This is a genomic window from Blastococcus sp. TBT05-19 (genome assembly GCF_003319095.1).
Classification (GTDB): domain Bacteria; phylum Actinomycetota; class Actinomycetes; order Mycobacteriales; family Geodermatophilaceae; genus Blastococcus.
The window spans coordinates 360,461-378,378 of sequence record NZ_QOHI01000005.1; the positions used below are offsets into that span (position 1 = coordinate 360,461).

Annotated in this window: 22 protein-coding genes; 11 read left to right on the top strand and 11 right to left on the bottom strand. The window is 73.0% G+C overall.

What is annotated here, in order from left to right; translation table 11 throughout:
* Positions 1-61: 61 nt before the first annotated feature.
* A complete protein-coding gene (mmuM, locus tag DQ244_RS15355) occupies positions 62-958 on the bottom strand; it encodes a homocysteine S-methyltransferase (protein WP_113812432.1) in 897 nt (298 codons plus the stop codon).
* Positions 959-990: 32 nt separating this feature from the next.
* Here mmuM and yidD point away from each other — a divergent pair, with 32 nt between their 5' ends.
* From yidD to arfB, 3 genes are read left to right on the top strand one after another with little or no spacing between them, the layout of a single operon-like run.
* Positions 991-1,473: a membrane protein insertion efficiency factor YidD gene (gene yidD / locus DQ244_RS15360; RefSeq protein ID WP_113812339.1), complete on the top strand. Its 483-nt coding sequence runs from the start codon at positions 991-993 to the stop codon at positions 1,471-1,473.
* 43 nt (positions 1,474-1,516) lie between these two features.
* Complete coding sequence (locus DQ244_RS15365; protein WP_113812340.1) at positions 1,517-2,524, top strand: phosphotransferase; 1,008 nt, start codon at positions 1,517-1,519, stop codon at positions 2,522-2,524.
* Positions 2,525-2,547: 23 nt separating this feature from the next.
* Positions 2,548-2,988 (top strand): alternative ribosome rescue aminoacyl-tRNA hydrolase ArfB, encoded by a 441-nt coding sequence (arfB, locus tag DQ244_RS15370; RefSeq protein WP_113812433.1) that lies wholly within the window; start codon positions 2,548-2,550, stop codon positions 2,986-2,988.
* Here the strand turns inward: arfB and DQ244_RS15375 are convergent.
* Genes DQ244_RS15375 through DQ244_RS15385 form a run of 3 tightly spaced genes read right to left on the bottom strand, consistent with a single transcriptional unit; the run spans position 2,985 to position 4,022 of the window.
* The gene (locus DQ244_RS15375) at positions 2,985-3,266 is read right to left on the bottom strand and encodes a DUF1905 domain-containing protein (protein ID WP_113812341.1); all 282 of its coding nucleotides are present in this window, start codon (positions 3,264-3,266) and stop codon (positions 2,985-2,987) included. The two genes, arfB and DQ244_RS15375, sit on opposite strands and share 4 nt — an antisense overlap.
* 38 nt (positions 3,267-3,304) lie before the next feature.
* The gene (locus DQ244_RS15380; RefSeq protein WP_113812342.1) at positions 3,305-3,601 is read right to left on the bottom strand and encodes a DUF1905 domain-containing protein; all 297 of its coding nucleotides are present in this window, start codon (positions 3,599-3,601) and stop codon (positions 3,305-3,307) included.
* Positions 3,602-3,635: 34 nt separating this feature from the next.
* Entirely contained in the window at positions 3,636-4,022 is a 387-nt protein-coding gene (locus DQ244_RS15385) for a DUF1761 domain-containing protein (protein ID WP_147251537.1), read from the bottom strand.
* A gap of 69 nt (positions 4,023-4,091) precedes the next feature.
* Here DQ244_RS15385 and DQ244_RS15390 point away from each other — a divergent pair, with 69 nt between their 5' ends.
* Both DQ244_RS15390 and DQ244_RS15395 read left to right on the top strand, forming a co-directional pair.
* The gene (locus tag DQ244_RS15390) at positions 4,092-4,736 is read left to right on the top strand and encodes a TetR/AcrR family transcriptional regulator (protein ID WP_113812344.1); all 645 of its coding nucleotides are present in this window, start codon (positions 4,092-4,094) and stop codon (positions 4,734-4,736) included.
* Positions 4,737-4,785: 49 nt separating this feature from the next.
* Positions 4,786-5,058, top strand: coding sequence for a hypothetical protein (locus DQ244_RS15395; protein WP_113812345.1), 273 nt, complete (start codon positions 4,786-4,788; stop codon positions 5,056-5,058).
* Here DQ244_RS15395 and DQ244_RS15400 read toward each other — a convergent pair.
* The 6 genes from DQ244_RS15400 to DQ244_RS15425 form a co-directional block, all read right to left on the bottom strand.
* Positions 5,031-5,663 (bottom strand): class I SAM-dependent methyltransferase, encoded by a 633-nt coding sequence (locus tag DQ244_RS15400; RefSeq protein WP_113812346.1) that lies wholly within the window; start codon positions 5,661-5,663, stop codon positions 5,031-5,033. The genes DQ244_RS15395 and DQ244_RS15400 overlap by 28 nt on opposite strands.
* Positions 5,664-5,674: 11 nt before the next feature.
* The gene (locus tag DQ244_RS15405; RefSeq protein WP_113812347.1) at positions 5,675-6,574 is read right to left on the bottom strand and encodes an alpha/beta hydrolase fold domain-containing protein; all 900 of its coding nucleotides are present in this window, start codon (positions 6,572-6,574) and stop codon (positions 5,675-5,677) included.
* A gap of 14 nt (positions 6,575-6,588) precedes the next feature.
* Positions 6,589-7,251 carry an N-acetyltransferase gene (locus DQ244_RS15410; protein ID WP_113812348.1) on the bottom strand — a complete coding sequence of 221 codons (663 nt, stop codon included), beginning with the start codon at positions 7,249-7,251 and terminating at the stop codon, positions 6,589-6,591.
* A gap of 79 nt (positions 7,252-7,330) precedes the next feature.
* Positions 7,331-7,924, bottom strand: a complete 594-nt coding sequence (locus DQ244_RS15415) for a hypothetical protein (protein WP_113812349.1) — start codon at positions 7,922-7,924, stop codon at positions 7,331-7,333.
* Between the two features lie 48 nt (positions 7,925-7,972).
* Positions 7,973-8,755 carry a DUF2382 domain-containing protein gene (locus tag DQ244_RS15420; RefSeq protein WP_113812350.1) on the bottom strand — a complete coding sequence of 261 codons (783 nt, stop codon included), beginning with the start codon at positions 8,753-8,755 and terminating at the stop codon, positions 7,973-7,975.
* 118 nt (positions 8,756-8,873) lie between these two features.
* Positions 8,874-9,668 (bottom strand): TetR/AcrR family transcriptional regulator C-terminal domain-containing protein, encoded by a 795-nt coding sequence (locus DQ244_RS15425; protein WP_113812351.1) that lies wholly within the window; start codon positions 9,666-9,668, stop codon positions 8,874-8,876.
* Positions 9,669-9,813: 145 nt separating this feature from the next.
* On the opposite strand from DQ244_RS15425, the gene DQ244_RS15430 reads away from it, so the two are divergent.
* From DQ244_RS15430 to DQ244_RS19240, 5 genes are all read left to right on the top strand, one after another.
* Complete coding sequence (locus tag DQ244_RS15430; protein WP_113812352.1) at positions 9,814-12,396, top strand: molybdopterin oxidoreductase family protein; 2,583 nt, start codon at positions 9,814-9,816, stop codon at positions 12,394-12,396.
* Positions 12,396-14,924: a nitrite reductase large subunit NirB gene (gene nirB / locus DQ244_RS15435; protein ID WP_113812353.1), complete on the top strand. Its 2,529-nt coding sequence runs from the start codon at positions 12,396-12,398 to the stop codon at positions 14,922-14,924. Before DQ244_RS15430 ends, nirB begins: the two co-directional genes overlap by 1 nt.
* Positions 14,921-15,247: a Rieske (2Fe-2S) protein gene (locus tag DQ244_RS15440; protein WP_113812354.1), complete on the top strand. Its 327-nt coding sequence runs from the start codon at positions 14,921-14,923 to the stop codon at positions 15,245-15,247. Before nirB ends, DQ244_RS15440 begins: the two co-directional genes overlap by 4 nt.
* Positions 15,248-15,382: 135 nt before the next feature.
* Positions 15,383-15,991, top strand: a complete 609-nt coding sequence (locus DQ244_RS19235; protein WP_147251538.1) for a DUF5343 domain-containing protein — start codon at positions 15,383-15,385, stop codon at positions 15,989-15,991.
* Between the two features lie 115 nt (positions 15,992-16,106).
* Positions 16,107-16,562, top strand: coding sequence for a Swt1 family HEPN domain-containing protein (locus DQ244_RS19240; protein ID WP_147251539.1), 456 nt, complete (start codon positions 16,107-16,109; stop codon positions 16,560-16,562).
* Between the two features lie 46 nt (positions 16,563-16,608).
* On the opposite strand, the gene DQ244_RS15450 is transcribed toward DQ244_RS19240, so the two are convergent.
* Positions 16,609-17,073, bottom strand: coding sequence for a DUF2000 domain-containing protein (locus DQ244_RS15450; RefSeq protein ID WP_113812356.1), 465 nt, complete (start codon positions 17,071-17,073; stop codon positions 16,609-16,611).
* A gap of 50 nt (positions 17,074-17,123) precedes the next feature.
* Here DQ244_RS15450 and DQ244_RS15455 point away from each other — a divergent pair, with 50 nt between their 5' ends.
* On the top strand, positions 17,124-17,918 hold the full coding sequence (locus DQ244_RS15455; protein ID WP_199580423.1) for an AraC family transcriptional regulator: 795 nt from the start codon (positions 17,124-17,126) through the stop codon (positions 17,916-17,918).

The window sequence follows — 17,918 nt, forward strand, 5'->3', positions numbered from 1 at the left end:
GACCCCGGTGCCCCCCACCGCTCGCAGGCTCGCGGCGGGGCCCTGCACCGGGGCCGTTCCATCACCTCAGGATCGCTGCGATCCGCGCGACGTCGTCCGGGCGGACGCGGCAGCACCCACCCACCAGCCGGGCGCCCTCGGCCAGCCAGCCGGGGACGGCGGCCGGGTCGATCCCCGGCGCACCGGTCCACCGGCGGGCGGCGGCGTCCCACGTCTCGCCGCTGTTGGGGTAGACGACGACGGGCTTCCCGCTCGTCGCGGCGGCACGCACCGCCGGCAGCACGGCGTCCGGCGCGGTGCAGTTCACCCCGACGGCGACCACCTCGTCGACGCCTGCCGTCATCGCGCACACGTCGTCGGCCCGCTCACCCCGCCGCGTGCGGGCGACCCCGTCGTCGTCCACGACCGCGGTGAGCGAGAGCCAGACCGGCACGCCGAGCGCCTGGGCCTCCAGCAGCAGCGCCTCGACCTCGGCTGCCGCGGGAACCGTCTCGCAGGCCAGCACGTCGGCGCCCGCCTCGGCGAGCAGCTCCATGCGCGGCCGGTGGAACGCGCGCAGCTCCGCCACGGACGTGGAGGACACGTAGCCGCCGGTGTACTCGGAACCGTCGGCCAGCATCGCCCCGTACGGGCCGACCGACCCCGCGACCCAGCCCTGCGGCGCCCCCTCCCGGGCGAGCGCCACCGACGAGGCGATGAGCCTCCGCGCCTCCCGGGCGTCGATGCCGAAGGCGGCGTAGCCCTCGACCGTGGCCTGGTAGCTGGCCGTCGTCGCCACCTGGGCGCCGGCCGCGGCGAAGGCCGCGTGCGCGGCGACGACGGCGGCCGGGTCGTCGCGGAGCAGGCGCGCGGACCACAGGGCGGAGGAGACGTCATGCCCGCGGGCCTCGAGCTCGGTGGACAGCCCGCCGTCCAGCAGGAGGGGACCGGCGGCGAGGGCCGCGGCGAGATCACGCATGGGCGCCATCATCCCGCGGTACCTCGCCGGTCATGGTCGTCATCTGGAGCGGTGGCTGGGGTCCCCGGCGTCGACGCCCCCGGCGAGGCGGCTACCGCGGCCACTACGCCGGCCACTACGGGCGCGGGTACGGCCCGCCGCGCCGCTACGGCCACCGGCGGGGCGACGACTCGTGCCTGCGGGACCTGCTGTTCCTCAACACCGGGTGCTGCCTGGCCAACGCGGTGGGCTGCGGCATGGAGCTGGTGCTGATGGCGCCACGGGCGATGCCGGCGATCCGCGCCGGGCAGCACGGCACCGGGGCAGCGGCCCGGCTCGTGGCCGCCGTCCGCTGCTACCAGCGCGAGATCAGCCCGGAGCGGCGCCCGTGCTGCCGGTTCACGCCCACCTGCTCGGCGTACGCCATCGAGGCGCTGGAGGCCCACGGCGCCCTGCGCGGCTCGTGGCTCACCGTGCGCCGTCTCGTGCGCTGCCGTCCCGGTGCGGCCGGAGGGCACGACCCGGCCCCGGCCTGAAAAGCGCTTCGAGGTCGAGGCGGGTTCCTCCTATCGTCTGCCGGTGACCACCACCGGCGTGCGCACGTGGCAGGACGCCGACTGGCGGAGCGCTGCCCTGGCGTGGGCCCTCGAGCAGCTGGACCGCGCCGGCCTGGTGTCCGACGGGGAGCCGGAGCAGCCGCACGTGCGGTCCTGGTCGACCGCGTTCCGGCTCCCGCTGAGGGGAGGGGACTCGGTCTGGCTCAAGTCGGTCGGGTCCGGTTCGGCGCAGGAGCCGGTGCTCGCCGGGGCGCTCGGCCGCTGGGTGCCCGAGCACGTCCTGGTGCCGCTGGCGGTCGAGCCGGCGCGGCGGCTCCTCCTGATGCCCGACGGTGGCCGGACGCTGCGCGAGGCGGGCTCGGGCGACCTCGCCGCCTGGGAGGCCATGCTGGTCGACCACGCCCGCCTGCAGGTCGCGGTCGCACCCCACGCCGACGAGCTGGTGGGCCTCGGCGTGCCCGACCACCGGCCCGAGCGGCTGCCCGGGCTGGTCGCGGACCTGCTCGCCGACGACGACGCGCTGGAGGTCGGCCGGCCCGATGCGATCGCCCCGGAGGTGCGCGAGCGGGTGGTCGTCGACCTGGGCGCCTACGCGCGGGCGTGCCGGGAGCTGGCCGACGGCAGCGTGCCGGCGTCGGTGCAGCACGACGACCTGCACGACGCGAACGTCTTCGTCGCCGATGGCCGGCACCGCTTCTTCGACTGGGGCGACGCCTCCGTGTCGCACCCGTTCCTCGTCCTGCTGGTGACGCTGCGCTTCGCGGCCCGGGTGCTGGACCTGCCGGACGGCGACCCGGCGCTGGTGCGGCTTCGGGACGCCTACCTCGACCAGTGGCTGGACTTCGGGACGGTCGCGGAGCTGCGCCAGCTGTGCGACCTGGCACTGCGCGTCGGTCCGCTGCAGCGCGCGCTCACCTGGCGGCGGATCCTGCGAGGCGTGCACCCCGAGGAACGGGTCGAGTGGGCCGGGTCGGTGCCCGGCTGGACCGCCGAGCACCTGGCGCCGAGCCCGCTCCACGCCGGGGCGTGATCCGCGTCGTCCAGACTGGGCGGGTGCCCGCCGTCGACGATGCCTCCGGTGACCTGCCCGTCACCGGGTCCCTCGTCGTGCCCGCGGGTGTCCTGTCGTGGCGGTTCTCCCGGTCGTCGGGGCCGGGCGGGCAGGGCGTCAACACCGCCGACTCGCGCGTCGAGCTCTCGGTGCGGCCGCTGGACCTGCCGGGCCTGAGCGAGCACCAGCAGCAGCGCCTGGCCGGGCGGCTCGGGTCCCGGCTGGTGGACGGCGTGCTGACCATCGCGGCCAGCGAGCACCGTCAGCAGCTGCGCAACCGGCAGGCCGCCCGCGAGCGGATGGCCGCCGTGCTGCGCGCCGCGCTGGCGCCCCCGCCGCCCTCCCGTCGGCGCACCAAGCCGACGAAGGGTTCGCAGGAGCGCCGCATCCAGGCGAAGAAGCAGCGCGGCCAGCTCAAGAAGCAGCGCGGGTCCTGGGACTAGCTGAGCCGCTGCTGCAGGTGGACGGTCACCTGCTCACCCGCCCGGGCCTTGCCGATGGCCGTGCAGATCGCGGCCCGCAGCGGCAGCCAGTGCGGTCCGCTGCCCGACGGCATCAATGTCGCGGCGAAGGCGTGCCCGTCGGCGGTCCCGGTCACCTTGACCGCGCGCCGGGTGCCGAGGGCCTCGGCCGAGTCGGGCACCACGAGGTAGGTCGGGAAGGCGCCGTCCTTCTCGATGGGCGCGGTGAACGTGAGATCCAGCGGAGCTGCGTCGGTCATGCCGGGTACGACCGCCGGGCGAGCGGGAAGTCATCGGCTCAGGAGAGCCGGGCCTCCAGCCGCACCGTGACCGTGTCGCCGGCGCTCTTGCTGATGGCCCGGCGGATCTTCGCGGCGACGGGCAGCTTGTGCCTCCCGTCGCCGAGAGCCATGAACGAGCTGGTGAACGGTTCGTCGTCGATGGTCCCGGCGACCTTGACCAGCCCGCGCGTGCCGAAGAACTCCGCGGAGCCGGGCATCACGACGTAGGTCCAGCCGCCCTCGGCGTCGCTCTTCTCCAGGACTGCGGTGAAGCACCGGTCGAGCGGTCCGGTGCCGTGCGCGGTGGGGGTCATGGTCGATGTCCTCTCCGGTGGGTGTTGCGGTCGATCACTGCAGCGCGCCGACGACGGCGCCGATCAGAAGGAGCTTGAGCAGCCAGTCGCCGGCGTGCATGGCCGCCGTCACGGGCGGCACCTTCTCCCAGGTGACGGAGCCGGTGAGCAGGACGGCGGGGAAGCCGACCCACAGGACGAGCGCGAGGAGCAGGCACCCCGGCAGGGAGAGCAGATCGGCCCGCTCGGCGATCCCGGCGAAGACGCCGGCCACCACGGCGGTGCGCAGCAGCTCGGCGGCGACCTTCCACGGGGCTGGGCGCCCGCGGTCGAGGGCGCGATCGCCGAGGATGCGGCTCTCGATCGGGGCGGTCACCGCGTAGTAGACGGAGCTGGCCACGAAGGCGAGGACGGATGCGACGACGACTGCCACTGCGACCATGACCACTCCTATTGAGTACGTACCGGTACGCTATTCCTGATCCCGCGTACTGTCCAGTACTGTTTCCGCGTGACGACGGCCGGGACAGCGCGACGCGGGCCCGGCCGTCCGGGCGGCAGCACCGGTGGGGAGCTCCTGGAGATCGCGCGGCAGGCGTTCCTCGCGCAGGGGTTCGCCGGGACGACGATGGATGCGGTCGCCGCCCGGGCGCGGATCTCCAAGCAGACGCTGTACCGGCAGTACGCGTCGAAGGACGACCTGTTCGCGGCGGTCGTCCGCGACTGGGTCGACCGGGGGCACGACGCGATGCGCCCGCACACCCAGGCGCTCCTCGACGCCCCGTCGGTCCGCGAAGGCCTGCTCCGGCTGGCGGGCACGCTCCAGGCCGGAGTGCTGAGCGCGCCCGTCCGGCAGATGCGCACCCTCGTCGCGGCGGAGGCCGAATCCTTCCCGGAGGTGGCGGCCGACTACGTCGCCCGGAGCTGGGATCGCAACCAGCGCCTCCTCGCCGGTGCCCTGGCCGAGCTGGCGGCCCGCGGGGCGCTGACGATCGGGGCTCCGGACGTCGCCGCCGAGCAGTTCACCTGGTTGGTGCTCGGCGCACCCTTGAACCGGCTCACGCTCCAGGCGGGTGCGCCGGCCTACGACGAGGAGGCCCTGGCGACCGTGGCGCGGGAGGCGGTGGACACCTTCCTGAGCCGGTTCGGGCGGTAGACGGCCCGGTTCCGTGACGTGCGGGCGTGCCCGCAGCCATGCTGGCCCGGTGAACTCCCGCCAACGCCGGACGGCGCTCGTCGTCGCCGTGGTGTCCGCCGCGCTGTGGCTCGCCGTCCCGATCTCCACGGCCCTGTTCGCGGACGGAGCCGACCGCGTGGACGAGGGAGTCGACGTCCGGACGCTCTACCTGACCGTCCTGGCGACGCTGTCCACGCTGGCGACCGCGGTCATGGTGGCCCGCTGGTGGCGGGCCCCCTCGGAGACCGGTCCGCGGGACGGATCCCGGGACGATCAGCCCCGGCGGCGCGCCAGCAGGTAGGCCTGAGCTGTCCGCTCCCATCCCTCCGGCTCCCGGAGGGTCCTGGCGACGACAGCCAGTCCGGCGTCGGCCGAGAGCTGCGCGAGCTGGTCGGGGTCCAGCCGGTAGGCGTGCAGGTCCACGTCGTGTCCGTAGGGCTTGTCCAGACGCACCTTGCCGTCGCCCACCTGGAAGGCGGTCAGCAGGCAGCCGCCGGGCCGCAGCACCCGGGCCAGCTCCTCGAGGGCCAGGCGCAGCTGGTCCGGGGGGAGGTGGATGAGCGAGTACCAGGCGAGGACCCCTCCGAACGACGCGTCCGGGAAGCCCAGGGCGGTCAGCGACCCGACGTCGAACCTGATCGCCGGGTGATCGCGACGGGCGACGGCCACCATCCCCGGAGAGAGGTCGATGCCGGTGACGTGGAGGCCGAGGGATGCGAGATGGCCGGCCACCCGCCCCGGACCGCAGCCGGCGTCGAGCACCGGAGCGTCGGCGACCAGTTCGGCGAAGGCCGCCAGCAGAGCCCGGTCCAGCGGCTTCGTGGCCAGCTCGTCGCGCAGGAGGGCCGCGTAGTCCTCGGCGACGGCGTCGTAGGCCGCGCGGGTCGCACGCTGCTCCGGATGCACGGTGCGTCGCCTCAGCCGGTGAGGACGTCGACGATCGCCTGCCGGGCGCGCTTCCCCTCCGGTACCGGCAGGAGCGGGTGCACGTGCACCAGGCCCTCCTCCTCGTGGTGGTCGACCTGCACGCCGGCGGCCCGGGCTCGCGTGACCAGGAGCCGGGTGTCCGGGCTGGTGATGTCGCGGGTGCCGCTGAACACGGTGATCGGACCGAGGCCGGTCAGGTCCCCGAAGAGCGGGCTGACCACGGGGTCGGTGCGCGACAGGTCACCACGCCAGAGGTCGATCGCCGCGTGCGTGCCGGCGCGGGCCAGCCAGGGGTCGGTGCGCTCGACGGCGTCCATCTCCGGGTTGGCCAGCGTGAGGTCCACCGCGGGGGAGATGAGCACCGTCCCGTGCAGCGGCGGCACCCCCCGGTCGCGCAGCAGCAGCGCCGCGGAGAGCGCGATCTGGCCGCCGGCCGAATCGCCCAGCACGGAGACCCGCTCCGCGCCGGAGCGGTCGACGAGACCGGCGATCAGGTCGGCCACGGCGGGCACCACGACCGCCGCCGTCCCCATCGGCGCGAGGGGGTAGATCGGCACGGTGATCGCGACCCCGCTGCGCGCGACGAGCCCGGCGACGAGCCGCCAGTGCAGGGGGTGGATCTGGTTGACCCAGGCGCCACCGTGCACGTACACCGCCGCACCGGTCGGCGTCCGGTCCCGGGGCAGCACGCGGTAGACCGGCCAGCCGGTCCCGTTGTCCACGTCCCGCTCGATCCGCACCGAGCGGAGGCCGCGCGGCGGTCCGTAGGCGACCGGCCGCAGCAGCCGCTCCTGCACACCCTTCAGCAGCGCCTCGGGGGAGTCGAACTCCCGCCGGAAGCCGAGCAGGCGGAACAGCGGGGGCAGCGCGCGGCTGACGGGGCTGGGCACGGGTCCTCCGGAAGCTAGCTGAGGGACAGCGGTTCGCGCACGAGCACCCACAGGGGGAGCTCGTCGTCGGTGGTGCGGGTGGTCTCGGTGACCTGGAAACCGAAACCGCGCAGGAAGCGCACGTTCGCCCAGCCGAACACCGCGGCGGCGGCCGGCGTCCGCTCGGCGTCGCAGCGCACCAGCACCGGCGCCAGGACGGCGGCGGCGAGCCCCCGACGGCGGGACGACGGCCGGACGCCCAGGTGCCGCAGCCGCCAGTGCGGCGCGTCGGGCAGCGCGGCGGTGACCAGCGCCTCGGTCTCGGCGACGACCCGCGCACGGCCCTGGCCCAGGTAGGGGAGCTCCTGGGACAGCGCGCGCCGCACGTCGTCCGGCAGCGGGCGGGTGCCCTCGGCCCCGGCCGGCGGCTCCCAGACCGAGACGGCGTCCAGGTCCTCGGTGACCCATGCCGTGCCGGTGGCGACCCCGCGGTGGGCGGCGTCCAGCTCGTGCAGGCGGGTGAGCCGCTGCATGCGCCCGTCGTCGGGCAGCGCCCAGCGGGTCCAGCGGGAGTCGGCCAGGGCGACGGTGAGGGTGGCGGCGATCGCCGGGACTTCGCGCGCCTCGGCCACCCGCACGTCGGGGCCGGGCTCGTCCGGGTCGTCGATCCGCCGGACGGTCGGGCCGGGAGGTGTCACGCGGGCATTCGACCACGGCCCGCGCACGCGGACGGGGGCCGCCCCGGGAAGGGACGGCCCCCGTCGGGGGTGCGGATGCCTAGACGGCGAGACCGGCGCGGTCCACCTTGCGGTGGAAACGCTCACCGAGCTTGCCGCCGAGGACGGCGCCGAGCAGCGTGACGAGCAGGACCGCCACCAGGGCGATGATCCCGCCAGTCGTCGCGGTGCCCTCGTCGATCGGGATGCGGGGCAGGTTGAGCTGCTGCAGCACGTTGTACTGCGATCCGAACACCAGCCCGGCGACCGCGAGGGCGATCACCACGAGCAGGCCGATGACCCACACGGCGATGCCCTGGCGGGCCCCGTCGAAGCGGGACATCCGGCCGGCGACGTAGCCACCGGCCAGGTAGGCCAGGAAGAGGATCACCAGCAGGACGACGCCGCCGACGATGCCGATGGTGCTGGCCTCCTGCGTGGCCTCGTCGGTGGACGGGACGCCCTGGGTCAGGCCGATGGCCACGCCGGCGGCGCTGAGCAGCGCGACGAGCAGCACGGCGAGACCGTTGGCGGAGAGCCAGCCGAAGAACGCGGCGCCCCACTTGATGCCGCCGTAGCGGGAGTGCTGCGCGTCGAGCGCGTCACGGGCGGCGCCACGGGTGGCGTGCGCTCCGTCGGATCCTGCTGCGGACATGGAGGTGGTTCTCCTCGTCGATCGGGGGTGGAGCAGGGGGTGCAGAGGTCAGCGGCGGCGGTTCACGTCGTCGGCGTCGAACTCGATCTGCTCCTTGCGGACCTCCTCGTTGACCGTCGCCTGCTCGGTGACGGTCTGGGTGTCCAGGCGGACCCGCTCGACCGGGACGGCCTCCTTCTCGACCACGGGACGCTCGGCGTGCAGCGTGACCTCGTGCTCCTCCTCGGAGATGGCCGGGCCGTCGAGGGCGTTGCCCACGTTGGCGTCGGTGATCGGCTCGCGCTCGACGCGGACCTCCTCGCGGGCCACGGGCACGGTCTCGGTGACGTTCTCGCTCACCACGTACTTGCGCAGCCGGGCGCGGCCGACCTCCTCGGAGCGGGTGCCCACGTTGAGGTGCTCCTCCGACCGCGTCATGGCGTTGTCGGTGGTGGGCCTGGAGGTGTCGTGGCCGACGGTGCCCGGGTGGTCGGTGCCGGTCGTGGTGTGCGCCGTCGTGGTGTCGGTCGTCGGGCCGGTGCCGCCCTCGAGGCCGTAGTAGCGGTAGAGCTCGGACTCCTCGGTCGGCGAGAGATGCCCCTCGGAGTCCATGTGCGGAGCGTTCTTGACCTTGTCCTTGTCGTAGGGCAGACGCAGCTCGTCGCCGGTGATGTCGGCCTGGGCGAGCGGGACGAAGGCCTCCTTGGTGCCGAAGAGGCCGGTGCGCACGGTCGCCCACTCGGGACGGCCGGTCTCGTCGTCGAGGTAGACCTCGCCGACGGTGCCGAGCTTGCCGTCGCGGCCGACGGCGGTGCTGCCGATGACGGTGCTGATCTGCTGTTCGGTGATCACGTGCGCTCCTCGCGGGGTGAAGGACTGGACGGCGGTCGCGTTGCCGGGACGTCCTCCCGGTCGCGCGCCGTTCCAGGCCATGCCCGGCGATTTACGCTGTAAACAGAGGCAGCGGCGTTTAGGCTCGCGCATCCCCGCGACGCGGCGACCGGCCCTCACGCAGGACCACCTCGAGCCGCTCGAGGAGGTTCTCCAGCGCCTCCTCGAACTCTGCCGCCGACTCGTCCAGGGAGAGCAGCCCCTCCAGGCGGACGACCGTCGGGTAGTTCCCGAGGTCCGTTCCCTCGATCGCCTCCGGCACACCTTCGGGCTCGTCCCGCGGGCTGATCTTCACGCCCTTCTGCGAGACCTCCAGCAGCAGGTGCCCGAGCAGGAAGCTCGAGTAGGCCCGGTACGCGGCGACCGCCGACTCCTCGGTGAAGCCGCTGTCGATGAGCGCGTCGAGGAAGGACTCCACCCAGCGCAGGCTCCGCAGCGGCGGCCGGACCCAGGGGGCGGCAGGGGGCCGGGTGGCCACGAGCGGGAACACCTCGGGATGGGCCAGCGCGATCCGCCGGACGCCGTGGGCGAGACGCTGCAGGTAGTCCTGCCACCCGTGCGCGGCGGCCAGGTGCACGTCGGGGTCGCCGTACAGCTCGTCGATGACCGACTCCACCACCCCGTCGAGCAGCTGCTCGCGCCCGGGCAGGTAGCGGTAGAGGGCCATGGCCTCCACCCCGAGGTGGGCGCCGAGGCGGCGCATGGTCAGCGCGTTCAGGCCGTTCTCGTCGATGTACTCGATGGCGGCGCCGAGAATCCTGCGCCGGTCGAGGGAACCCCGCCCCGAACCGGGCGGAGCGGCCGGCATCACGCTGGCGGCACCGCCGCGGCCTTCCGGGCTGTCGGGGTCGGCGGACTGGTCCGGCTCGGTCATGGCTGCCCTCCGCATCGACGCGTCGTCGGCACATCCTGCGCGGCCGGCACCGCACAGGTGCACCCGGCCCGTTGTGAGGTGAACGGAACGCAAGCGTGACGCCCGGGTCGACGACGGGAAACGACGGCGACGCACTCTCGTCCCCGTGCCCGCTCCCGCCACGCCGCCGACCGCCGTCCCCGGCGCCCGGGGCACGCGGACGACGAGCACGCACTGCCCCTACTGCTCGCTGCAGTGCGGGATGGCCGTGACCGCCGGCGACCGGCCGGCGACCCTCGTGCCGCTGGACTTCCCGACCAACCGCGGCGGCCTCTGCTCCAAGGGCTGGTCCGCCACCGAGCTGCTCGACCACCCCGAGCGGCTCACCCGCCCGCTGGTCCGGGCCGTCCCCGGCGATCGCACCAGCCCGCTGGTGGAGAGCACCTGGGAGGACGCGCTCGGCCGGCTGGTCGAGGCGATCGGGCGCACCCAGGCCGCACACGGCCGCGACGCCGTCGGCTGCTTCGGCGGTGGGTCGCTGACCAACGAGCAGGCCTACCAGTTCGGCAAGTTCGCCCGGGTCGCGCTGCGCACGTCCGCCATCGACTACAACGGCCGGTTCTGCATGTCCTCGGCCGCGGGCGCGGCGAACCGCGCGTTCGGCCTGGACCGCGGCCTGCCGTTCCCGCTCAGCGACATCGCCGAGGCCGACGTCGTCGTGCTGGTGGGCAGCAACCCGGCCGACACCATGCCGCCGGTGATGCAGTGGTTCGACGCCGGGCGCGAGCGCGGTGCGCAGCACGTCGTCGTCGATCCGCGGCGCACCGCGACCGCCCGGAACGCCGGGCTGCACCTGCAGCCGCTGCCCGGCACCGACCTCGCGCTCGCCAACGGCCTGCTGCACATCGCCCTCGCCGAGGGGCTGGTGGACGACCAGTACGTGGCGGAACGCACCACCGGGTTCGACGCGGTCAAGGCCGGTGTGGCCGCCTACTGGCCCGACCGCGTCGAGCGGCTCACCGGCGTGCCGGTCGCCGACCAGCGGCGCACGGTGTTCGCCCTGGCCCGCGCGGACACGGCCATGATCCTCACCGCCCGCGGCGCGGAGCAGCACCGCAGCGGCACCGACACCGCGCAGGCGTGGATCAACCTCGCGCTGGCCCTCGGCCTACCCGGACGGCGGGGGAGCGGCTGGGGCACCGTCACCGGCCAGGGCAACGGGCAGGGCGGCCGCGAGCACGGGCAGAAGGCCGACCAGCTGCCCGGCTACCGGTCGCTGGCCGACCCCGCGGCCCGCGCGCACGTCGCCGCCGTCTGGGGCGTCGACCCCGACGACCTGCCGATGCCGGGGAAGAGCGCCTTCGAGCTGCTCGACGCGCTCGGCACCGACGGCGGGGTGCGCACGCTGCTGGTCCTGGCGTCCAACGTCGCCGTGAGCGCCCCCGACGCCCGCCGGGTGATCAGCCGGCTGCGGGACCTCGACTTCCTCGCTGTCAGCGACTTCTTCCTCTCCGAGACCGCTGAGCTCGCCGACGTCGTCCTGCCCAGCGCCATGTGGGCGGAGGAGGCAGGGACGATGACCAACCTCGAGGGCCGGGTGATCCGCCGGCGGCGCGCGCTGGATCCGCCGATCGGCGTCTCCGACGACCTGCAGCTGCTCGCCGTCCTCGCCGATCGGCTCGGGGCGACCGGCTTCAGCGGCGACCCGGAGACGGTCTTCGAGGAGCTCCGCCGGGCCAGCGCGGGTGGCACCGCCGACTACTCCGGGATCAGCTACCGGCGGATCGACGAGGAGCAGGGAGTCTTCTGGCCCTGTCCCGGCGACACCCACCCCGGCACGCCCCGGCTGTTCACCGAGCGGTTCGCCACCCCGGACGGCCGGGCCCGCTTCGTCCGGGTCGAGCACGTCGAAGCCTCCGAGCGGCCCGACGCCGAGTACCCGCTCGTGCTCACCACCGGCCGCGTCCTGGCGCAGTACCAGTCGGGCACCCAGACCCGGCGGTCGCGCAGCCTGCAGATGGTCGCGCCCACGCCGCGGGCCGAGCTGCACCCCGACCTCGCCCGCCGGCTCGGCATCCAGCAGGACGACGCCGTCGAGCTCGCCACCCGCCGCGGGCGCGCCCGCTTCCACGCGCAGGTCACCGACACCATCCGGCCCGACGTCGTCTTCGTGCCCTTCCACTGGGGCGGCGGCGCCAGCGCCAACGCGCTCACCGACGCCGACGCGCTCGACCCGACGTCGAAGATGCCCGCCTTCAAGGTCTGCGCGGTCGCCGTCTCCCGTGTCGGCGGCCCCGAGGAACGCGTCCCGCCACCGCCCGCGGCGACCCAGCCGCACCCCCGCGACCACGCCTCACCGACCGCCCGCGAACCCCGCCGTCCCACCCGGAAGAGGAGCACCGTGAAGAGCACACCCCGCTTCCTGCAAGGCGTCTTCCCGATCACCGGCGACGGGCTGGCCAAGCCCGGCCCCGTCGACCCGGCCCTGCGCTACACGGTGCCCGCCGGCTGCAGCGCGCAGGCGCTGTACTTCCGCGGCGGGAACGCGACCGCGGAGCTGGTCTACGTGCTGCTGGTGCGCGACGGCGAGCCGGTGCGCTGGTTCCCGATCGGGGCGAAGGCCGACACGCACGTGCCGCTCCGGGTGGTCGAGGACCTGCCGGGCGGCTCGGTGGTGGAGCTGCACGCGGCGGCGCCCGAGGGCGTCGTCGGCGAGATCGTGGTCGACCTGGGTCTGGTGGAGGTCTGATGACTGCGATCCTCGGAGCCCGCCTCGCCGGCGCCAGCACCCTGCACCTCGACGAGGAGCTCGATCCCCGCGGCCGCCTCGTCGTCGTCGGCAACGGCATGGCCGGCGCCCGCTTCGTGGAGGAGGTCCTCGAACGCGGCGGCGGCGAGCAGTTCCGAATCACCGTCTTCGGCGACGAGCCGCACGGCAACTACAACCGGATCATGCTCTCGCCGGTGCTGGCGGGGGAGTCGCACGAGGACGACATCGTGCTCAACTCCCACGACTGGTACGCCGACAACGGCATCGACCTGCGAGCCGGCGTCCGGGTGCAGCGGATCGACACCGCCGCCAAGCAGGTGCACGCAGCCGACGGCAGCGTCACCGCCTACGACCACCTGGTCCTGGCCACCGGCAGCTACTCGTTCATCCCGCCCATGAACGGCGTCCGGACCGCCGACGGCGAGCTGCTCGGCGGCGTCTACGGCTTCCGAACGATCGACGAGACCCGGGCGATGCTCGAGGCCACCGGTCGCTGCACGCGGGCGGTCGTGATGGGCGGCGGCTTGCTCGGCCTGGAGGCGGCCCGCGCGCTGCAGGGCCACGGGTTGCAGGTCGAGCTCGTGCACGCGATGCCGTGGCTGATGAACGCCCAGCTGTCCCGGGAGGCCGGCAGCATCCTCGAGCGGAGCGTCGAGGCCTTGGGCATCACCGTGCACCTCGACGTGCTCGCCACCGAGGTGCTCGGCACCGGGCACGTCGAGGGCGTGGTGCTCGAGGACGGCCGGCGGCTCGACTGCGACCTGCTCGTCGTCGCCGCCGGGGTCCGCCCGCACACCGACGTCGCCGTCCGGTCGGGCCTGGAGGTCGAGCGGGCGATCGTCGTGGACGACCAGCTGCGCACCGACGACGCCGACGTCTACGCGATCGGCGAGTGCGCCCAGCACCGCGGCTCTGTCTACGGCCTGGTGGCACCTGCCTGGGAGCACGCGAAGGTGCTGGCCGACGTCCTGACCGGGACCGACCCCGACGCCGAGTACACCGGCAGCCGGACGGCGACCAAGCTCAAGGTCGCCGGGGTCGACGTCGCCACCATGGGCACCAGCACCCCCGAGCGGGACGACGACGAGTTCCTGGTGATCTCCGAGCCGAAGCGCGGGGTGCACCTCTCGGTGGTCATCCGCGACGACCGGCTCGTCGGCGCGACGCTGCTCGGCGACACCCGCAAGGTCGCCTTCCTCACCCAGGCCTTCGACCGCGGCGCCCCGCTGCCCGAGGAGCGGATCCGGCTGCTGGTCGACCTCTCCGACGGGGCGGAGGAGGTCGGGGTGGCCGAGATGCCCGCCGACTCGCAGGTCTGCAACTGCAACGGGGTGTCGAAGGGCGACATCTGCGGCGCGGTGGCCAGTGGCTGCGGCAGCGTCGGGGAGGTCATGGACCGCACCCGCGCCGGCAAGGGCTGCGGCTCCTGCAAGTCGCTGGTCAAGCAGATCGTCGAGTGGGCCGCCGACGGCGACCTCGCCGAGGACCCCGCCGCCTCCTGGTACGTGCCGGGCGTCCCGATGCCCAAGCCCGAGCTGATCCGCGCCATCCGCGAGCACGACCTGCGCAGCGTCTCCGCCGTCTTCGCGAAGCTGGCACCGGACGGCAAGGACGACGCGAGGTCGAAGATGGGCCTGACCTCGCTGCTCAAGATGATCTGGGGCTCCGATCACGTCCCGGAGAAGGACGCCGAGTTCATCAACGACCGGGTCCACGGCAACATCCAGCGCGACGGCACGTTCTCCGTCGTCCCGCAGATGAAGGGCGGGGTGACGACGCCCGCGCAGCTGCGGAGGATCGCCGACGTCGCCGAGAAGTACGAGGTCCCGATGGTGAAGGTGACCGGCGGCCAGCGGATCGACCTGCTCGGCGTGCGCAAGGAGGACCTGCCGGCCATGTGGAACGACCTCGGCATGCCGTCGGGATACGCCTACGGCAAGAGCTTCCGCACGGTGAAGACCTGCGTCGGCTCGGACTTCTGCCGCTTCGGCCTCGACGACTCCACCCAGCTCGGCATCGACCTCGAGACCCGGTTCCAGGGCATCGAGAGCCCGGCGAAGATGAAGCTCGCCGTGGTGGGGTGCCCGCGCAACTGCGCGGAGGCCTACGTGAAGGACGTCGGCGTCGTGGCCGTCGGCGGCGGCAAGTGGGAGGTCTACGTGGGGGGCGCGGCCGGCGCCTCGGTGCGCAAGGGCGACCTGCTGGCCACCGTCGAGGGCCGGGACGCGGTCATGACGCTGGCCGGGCGGTTCATGCAGTACTACCGGGAGAACGCCAACTGGCTGGAGCGCACCTACGACTTCGTGCCCCGCATCGGGCTGGAGAAGATCAAGCAGCTGCTGCTGGAGGACAGCGAGGGCATCTGCGCCGACCTCGACGCCGGCATGCAGCGCTCGATCGACGCCTACCGCGACCCGTGGGGCCAGGACGCGGAGGAGCCGGCCACGCCCGGACAGTTCCGCACCTCCCTGCCGCTCGTCGAGCTGCCGGCGGTGCCGGTCCGATGAGCGTCACCGACGTCGCGACCGCGACCGGTGTGGTCGTGGGACGGGTGGAGGACGTGCCGCCGGGGGAGGGGCGGGCCTTTGTCGCCGGCGGGGAGCAGGTCGCGGTCTTCCGGCTGCGCGACGGCTCGCTGCACGCCACGCAGGCGGCCTGCCCGCACGCCGGGGGACCGCTGGCCGACGGGCAGTCCGACGTGGACGTGCTGGTCTGCCCGCTGCACCAGTACGCCTACCGGTGGTCCGACGGGGCCTCGACCAGCGGTGCGGCACCGGTCCGGGTGTTCCCGGTGCGGGAGGTGGACGGCGACCTCGTGGTCACCCTCTGAGGTGCCCTCGACCGGGCTCCTGAGCGACTCGATCGCCTGAAGTCACGCATCACCCAACCGCTTGCGGTCTGGGACGCTCCTTGGTCTAGTGTGCGCCGGACTAGTGGAGGACGGATGCCAGGCGATTTCGCCTACATGACCTCGTCGAAGAATCTGAAGTCGATCCTGGAGCGGGTGGGCGGCGCTGGCACCCCACCCAAATTCACACTCGACTTCTTGAAGAGTCTCGGCTTCAGCAGCTCGACCGATCGGCCCGTCATCGGCGTCCTGAAGGGGCTTGGATTTCTTACGCCGGATGGCGTCCCGACAGATCGATACAACGATTTCCGAAACGGCAGTCGAAGTGGTCGTGCGGTCGCTATGGGACTTAGGGACGGCTGGGCGGATTTGTTCCTGGTAGACCAAGCCGCCAACGAAAGGTCGCATTCGCAACTTACGGAGCTGTTCAAGAGCGCTTCCGGGAAGGGGGAAGCTGCGGCCAAGAAAATGGCCACCACTTTCAAGGTTCTGGCAGACATGGCCGATTGGACGACGGCAGCCGGTGTTCCGTCTGATGCGGCTACTCAAGAGCCGAAGGAGCAAAGCGTCCCCCCGGTGACGCCGAGTGAGGATGCCGTCGATCGCGTGGTGGCAGCCGCAGGGCTGAGTCTGCACCATGACGTGCATATCCATCTGCCGTCGACGTCCGATGTGTCCGTATACACCGCGATCTTTCGTGCCCTCAAGGCGGAACTGATTGATTAACGGGAAGGTTCGAGAGTGGTTGTTCCGGGCTCTCTCGGCAGAGGAGTTGGTTGATCGCTTCGAGTCGGAGGGTTTCGCCTTACGCTCCTCTACCGACGAGAGGGCGACCCAGCGCGTGTTGCCCATCGAGGACTTCTCGTCGAGTATTCGCTCGTCAGCAATGGCAAGCCTGCCGGCTTATCTTGCCTTCTTCTGCCTCGAGAACGCAGTGCGCGAGTTGATCAATGACCGTCTCAGCGAACTCCATGGCGCGGAGTGGTGGGATGTCAAGGCGAGTAGTGCTCTTCGAAAGAAAGTGGAAGATCGGCGAGATAAAGAAGGGGCTAATCGTTGGCATGTCGCGCGAGGTGCTCATGCGATCTACTATACGGATTTCGGCGACTTGAGATCTCTTCTTCAGAACAACTGGCCCGACTTCGAGGATCTCTTCCCGGATCAGAACTGGGTGCTGAGCCGTATTGGCGAGCTCGAGCTTTCTCGCAACGTCATCGCCCACAGCAACACTCTTGACGAGCGGGAAATGATACGCATACGTTTGTACCTTCAGGATTGGATAAAGCAAGTAGGCTGACCACCGGCGCAATGGCACAGTCATGCAGTGCAGCCGGTGTTTGGATTTACAGGTGCATGCGGGCGCCCTTCACCACCTTGTCGACGCCGTTCTTCGGCCCGTGCACGGCGATCCCGACCAGGTCGAGGTCCGCGCCGCGCACCGCCCGCACAGCCGCGCGGTTCTCGGCGTCGCCGCCGGTGGCGAACAGGTCCGCGGTGAACAGCGACGTCGGCAGACCACGCTGGAGCGCCCGCTCGCGGGCCGCCGCCAGCACGTCGGCCGGGCCGCTCATCACCAGCACCGGCTGGCGGATCATCGCCAGGTAGCGGGTGCCGTCGGCGTCCTCGTAGGGCCTGCCGATCAGCTCCGGCACGGCGGCGGCCACGGCGCTCGCCAGGAAGGCGGTGACGTTGAGCTCCTGCCACGGGAGCAGCCCCTCGCGGAGCAGGACGACGACCTTCGTCGGCCAGGGCGGTCCGGACTCGCCGGGGACGGGGGTCTCCTGCTGGGGGCTCTCCGCGGTCGTCACGGTGGTCAGGGTGGCCGCCGCGCGCCCCGCTGGTCTTGTACGTTCCTGACGTGACCGGCCCGGCCGAGGTGGTGGCCTGGCGCCCACCGGTGCCGGGGCTCACCGAGGTGCTGCACGCCCGGTTCACCGACCACGCCTACCCGGCGCACACCCACGACGGATGGACGCTGCTCCTGGTCGACGCCGGCGCGGTCCGCTACGACCTCGACCGGCACGCGCACGGCGCCTCCCGGGACGTGGTGACCCTGCTCCCGCCCGGGGTGCCGCACGACGGGCGGTCCCAGTTCCCCGGCGGCTTCCGCAAGCGGGTGCTCTACCTGGAGCCGGCGGTCCTGGGGGCCGACCGGGTCGGGCGGGCGGTGGACCGGCCCGAGTTCGCCGACCGGGAGCTGCGCGACCGGGTCTCCCGGCTGCACGGCGCGCTGGCACCGCGAGCGGAGGAGCTCGAGGCGCAGAGCCGGCTGGCCTTCGTGGTCGAGCGGCTGGCGCAGCACCTGGACTCCGCCGTCCGCCCCGCTCCTCCGGCACGGAACGCCCGGGTCGCCGACGCCCTGCGCGAGCTGCTGGACACCCGCCTCGTCGAGGGCCTCGACCTCTCCGTCGCGGCCGCGCACCTGGGCGTCTCCTCGACGCACCTGGTGCGGGCGTTCACCTCCCGGCACGGGCTGCCGCCGCACCGCTACCTCACCGGCCGGCGGATCGACCTGGCCCGGCGGCTGCTGCTCGACGGCCTCCCGGCCGCCGAGGTGGCGACGGCGTCCGGCTTCCACGACCAGGCACACCTGACCCGGCACTTCCGCCGGATGCTGGCGACCACGCCGGCGGCCTACGCGCGCTCGGCCTGA

Bases quoted from the DNA above. Each gene is read 5' to 3' on its own strand.
- mmuM (WP_113812432.1), bottom strand. From the start codon at position 958: ATGCGTGATCTCGCCGCGGCCCTCGCCGCCGGTCCCCTCCTGCTGGAC.
- yidD (WP_113812339.1), top strand. From the start codon at position 991: ATGGTCGTCATCTGGAGCGGTGGCTGGGGTCCCCGGCGTCGACGCCCC.
- DQ244_RS15375 (WP_113812341.1), bottom strand. From the start codon at position 3,266: ATGACCGACGCAGCTCCGCTGGATCTCACGTTCACCGCGCCCATCGAG.
- DQ244_RS15380 (WP_113812342.1), bottom strand. From the start codon at position 3,601: ATGACCCCCACCGCGCACGGCACCGGACCGCTCGACCGGTGCTTCACC.
- DQ244_RS15385 (WP_147251537.1), bottom strand. From the start codon at position 4,022: ATGGTCGCAGTGGCAGTCGTCGTCGCATCCGTCCTCGCCTTCGTGGCC.
- DQ244_RS15415 (WP_113812349.1), bottom strand. From the start codon at position 7,924: ATGTCCGCAGCAGGATCCGACGGAGCGCACGCCACCCGTGGCGCCGCC.
- DQ244_RS15425 (WP_113812351.1), bottom strand. From the start codon at position 9,668: ATGACCGAGCCGGACCAGTCCGCCGACCCCGACAGCCCGGAAGGCCGC.
- nirB (WP_113812353.1), top strand. From the start codon at position 12,396: ATGACTGCGATCCTCGGAGCCCGCCTCGCCGGCGCCAGCACCCTGCAC.
- DQ244_RS15440 (WP_113812354.1), top strand. From the start codon at position 14,921: ATGAGCGTCACCGACGTCGCGACCGCGACCGGTGTGGTCGTGGGACGG.
- DQ244_RS19235 (WP_147251538.1), top strand. From the start codon at position 15,383: ATGACCTCGTCGAAGAATCTGAAGTCGATCCTGGAGCGGGTGGGCGGC.